5 protein-coding genes are annotated in these 3,739 nt (G+C 62.2%); 3 read left to right on the top strand and 2 right to left on the bottom strand.

From position 1 onward, the window contains the following. Window positions 1–463: FkbM family methyltransferase (locus ACOI1H_RS24150; RefSeq protein WP_422440754.1), on the top strand; the 463-nt coding region annotated here is incomplete at its 5' end. Between the two features lie 387 nt (window positions 464–850). Here the strand turns inward: ACOI1H_RS24150 and ACOI1H_RS24145 are convergent. Both ACOI1H_RS24145 and ACOI1H_RS24140 read right to left on the bottom strand, forming a co-directional pair. Beyond that, window positions 851–1,192, bottom strand: a complete 342-nt coding sequence (locus ACOI1H_RS24145) for a flagellar protein FlgN (RefSeq protein ID WP_422440752.1) — start codon at window positions 1,190–1,192, stop codon at window positions 851–853. After that, entirely contained in the window at window positions 1,185–1,478 is a 294-nt protein-coding gene (locus ACOI1H_RS24140; RefSeq protein ID WP_422440756.1) for a rod-binding protein, read from the bottom strand. The genes ACOI1H_RS24145 and ACOI1H_RS24140 overlap by 8 nt, the downstream gene beginning before the upstream one ends. Before the next feature lie 187 nt (window positions 1,479–1,665). Here ACOI1H_RS24140 and ACOI1H_RS24135 point away from each other — a divergent pair, with 187 nt between their 5' ends. Then, window positions 1,666–3,045, top strand: a complete 1,380-nt coding sequence (locus ACOI1H_RS24135) for a flagellar hook-length control protein FliK (RefSeq protein WP_422440751.1) — start codon at window positions 1,666–1,668, stop codon at window positions 3,043–3,045. A gap of 9 nt (window positions 3,046–3,054) precedes the next feature. Further along, a complete protein-coding gene (locus tag ACOI1H_RS24130) occupies window positions 3,055–3,735 on the top strand; it encodes a flagellar hook capping FlgD N-terminal domain-containing protein (RefSeq protein WP_422440749.1) in 681 nt (226 codons plus the stop codon). The last annotated feature ends 4 nt before the right edge of the window (window positions 3,736–3,739 follow it).

Below are 3,739 nucleotides of genomic sequence, written 5' to 3'. Positions count from 1 at the left end.
GGTCGAGCCGGTGAAACAGCACCGCGAGACGGCAGAATTGTGGCGGACCAGCCCCTGCCTGCCCTATGCCATAGCCGATGTTGACGGCGAGGCATCGTTCATTGCCGTCACGCAGGGCTATACCCAGATGAGCGGTCTCGCGCAGGAATACGATGCCGCAATGCTGACCCGCGTGCGCGCCGATCCACGCCATCAAGAGGACCGGATCACCGTGCCTACGCGCAGTCTGAATACTCTCTTTGCTGAAATCGGTATCAACCGGGTGGACTTCGTCTCGCTTGACATCGAGGGGGGTGAAATGGCGGCGCTGACGGCCTTTGACCATGACAAATACCGGGTCGACGTCTGGGCGATCGAGAACAACGGCGGCGGTCCGCAGATCGCCGCCCTGATGCGGAATAGCGGCTACATTCTGGCGGAATTCTGCGGCGTGGACGAGATTTACGTCCGCAAGGATCTGTAAACCGCTTTTCGTCGGATTGCGGCGTTAAGGACGCCTTCACATCCTCGGACCCATGCCTCGTGTCACGCCAACTCGAGGAATGCCGCGATGAGTGCCAACGCAAATCAGCCGATCAGCATCAAACGCAAGAAGGTCGTGAAGGGCGGCGGTCACCACGGTGGCGCATGGAAAGTGGCCATGGTTTGATCCTTCAGAGGCGGCATTTTGCGGCCCGCGTTTGGGGAAAACGCCCCGATGTTCGGGGCAGTGACACGTCGTTCTGACGCTTCGTTCCGCATCTTCGGCGGAGGTGTCATCCTGTTTGGGATGCGTTCTTCATCGCTGTGGCAGTCTCAACGTCGGGTTAACAGGGGCGTCAAAATTCAGAGCAATTTGAGTGAATTACGTTCAGACTTTGCGCTCCAGCGCGTCGGGCCGGCGTGCGACGGTCGATCGATTTCCGGCTTCATTGTAGAGGCTGAGACCGTCGCGCACCGCCCGCAGCGCGGCCAGCCGGGTCGCCGCACATTTCACGCCGTCGCAAGCCGCGGTCAAAAGACGTTCATTGCGGCGCAGGGCGCGGTCGATCCGGCCAAGCACTATCCGATCCAGTGGTGTCTCAGAAATTTTGCGCGACAACGCGATCTTCTGATCCGCCAGCGCAGTCAGATCGGCGAGCCGACCAGAGCGTATCGCGGCCCCTTCGGTCTCAAGAAGCGTCAGCAGGGTCTGCGCCACAGACTCACGCATGGGCCCGCGCTTTCATTGCATTGAAAAGCGATTCGGCCAGCCCAATTCCGCCCGCTGCCGCCATGTTTTCGGCCTGTGCGTCGCGCAGGAACGATGCAAAGCCATCTTCACCATCCCCGCCGCCAAACGCCCCTCGTGCAGAATCGAAGCCTGCTGATTTCAACATTTCAGACAGGAAGGTCGCTTCCAGCTTCTGGGCGGCTGCCATCAGGCAGGCATCGCTCGTGGGCGGTGCGGGCCGTGCCTGGGGCGGAACGGCTGCGGGCATCACGGGAATCGGGATCATGGGAACCTCTCGGAACGTGTTTTTTCTGTTGTGCACCCGTCCGGTAAAAAAATTCGTAACCTTCTTGGTGGAAAAGGGGCTGTCCAGAACAGAAAGGTTCGCGATGCAGATCCTTCCAAAGATGCCGGCGAGCGCGCCGGGCGAGGCAGCGGGGACGCCGCCTTTTTCAGCCCGGACCGGTGGTGCGATGGGCGACGGCCTGACGTTCATCGAGGCCATCACGCGCCTGCAGGACAAGTATCTGACCGACGACGTGACCAACCCTGCGGATTCAAGTGGCACCAGTCCGCATGTCGCCACTGGCGCGTTTGAGGAAGACAGCGATGACCTCCTCTTGCCAGACGCCGGATCGACTGGCGACCCGCGCGATATCGATGCCGGTTCGGCACCTCTGATCTTCACGCCACATGTAGATGTTCCTCCGATCGCTCAGGGGCGGCAGGGCGCGGCATTTGCGCGGCCAGTCGGCGCAGAGCCTTCGATTGCCGACGTGCGGCCGAGGGGCAATGAACTGAACCGGACGCTTTCAGCGAGCGGTGAGGCCGTGTCTGAGGCCACAGTTTCCATGACATTGACCGACGCACCGGGCGATGAGACGCCTTCTTTCGCACGTCCGACACGTGCAACTGATGCGGCAGACATCGATGCAACCGGTGTTTCGCTGCGACAGTCGCCTGACAGGGTGCTGCAAATCGGTGTGGCCGCCCCTCCCATTGCCCACGCCCTCGCCCAGGCGGGACAGAACATCGGTCAGCTGTCATCGCCTCGGACGGGCACGACTCTACATGAAGTAGTTTCGCATTCAGGGCCGGTCGAGACTTTCGTCGCATTTGACAGGCCCGCAGCCGGCCGAGCAGAAACCGCGCTGCCGGTTCGCCGTGCCGCTGACACAACCAGCGAGACCCGCAAGGCATCTTATACGTGGGCGGATGAACCTGCGATCGTGCCGACCGTCACAATTGAGACCGCAAAAATCCAAGCCGCGACCGGCCTGACCCAGGCACACGTCACGCCACCGGCGAGTGGCCAAGAGGACCAGTCGGGCTCGCCGTCGACCGTCGTCACAGCCGAACCGATAATGGGGCTTCCTGAGAACATGATAGGTGGGGTCAATCGCACGATCCTGCCGACCGATTCGTTAACTCAGCGACCCCAGACCCCGTTGCTGGCGCAACATGTGGCACAACAACTCTCCGTTGCGCTGCGTCAGACCTCCGATCGGGCAACAGAGCTTACGCTCGATCCGGTGGAACTGGGACGGGTGCGCATGACAGTGACAGCGCAGGACCAGACGATCGTACTGTCCGTGACGACCGACAGGCCAGAGACGGCAGACCTGATGCGCCGGCATGTGGATGTCCTGCAGCAGGAATTCCGGGCACTCGGGTTCACATCGGTCACGATGCAATTCGGGACGGCACAGGGCGAATCGCAGGCAGGTCGCGGCTCCGGGCCGTTCGCCGGCGACACGGCGCTGGCCCATGACAAAGACACGATCAACGCGGCACCCGCCGCCCCTGCCATCCCTGCCCGGCGCGCAGACGGCAGTCTGGACCTTTGGCTATAGGAGCCTGTGATGGATGTAAGCACGACAAGCCAAACCGGCGGGACCGCCGCATCGGCCGCCAAGACGACGGCCCCCACGGGCAGCGGCACGAACATCAGCGCCGATTTCACGACGTTTCTGAAGATGCTGACCGTTCAGATGCAGAACCAGGACCCTCTCAATCCGGTCGATTCGTCCGATTACGCGACGCAGCTCGCCACCTTTTCAGGTGTGGAACAGCAGGTGCAGACCAACGATCTGCTCCGGGCACTGGCCGGGCAGATGGGGACTGGCGGGCTTGCGCAGCTGGCGGGTTGGGTCGGGATGCAGGCCCGTGCCGACATGCCTGCTTATTTCGACGGGGCACCGGTGACCGTGGTGCCGAATGTTCAGCGGGGTGCGGATGCGGCGCAACTGATCGTTCGCGACGACAAGGGTGTCGAGCTTCAGCGCCTGAACATTCCCACCGACAATGCGCCCCTCAGTTGGGCCGGGGTCACGTCGGACGGCATGCCACTGCCGCGCGGGCATTATACGTTCGATACAGTCAGCCTTGCGAACGGCGAAGTCGTCGCTGAAGAGGCCGCCGAGATCTATGCCACCGTGACCGAGGTACAGGTGAACCGCGGCGTCAATACGCTAGTCCTTGCCGGGGGCGGAACGATCGCAGCGTCGTCCGTGACAGCTGTCCGCGATGATTCACTGCTTTAGAGGC

The organism is Loktanella sp. DJP18 (assembly GCF_049310965.1).
Taxonomy (GTDB): Bacteria; Pseudomonadota; Alphaproteobacteria; order Rhodobacterales; family Rhodobacteraceae; genus Loktanella.
This window is presented reverse-complemented; position numbering and strand designations above follow the sequence as displayed.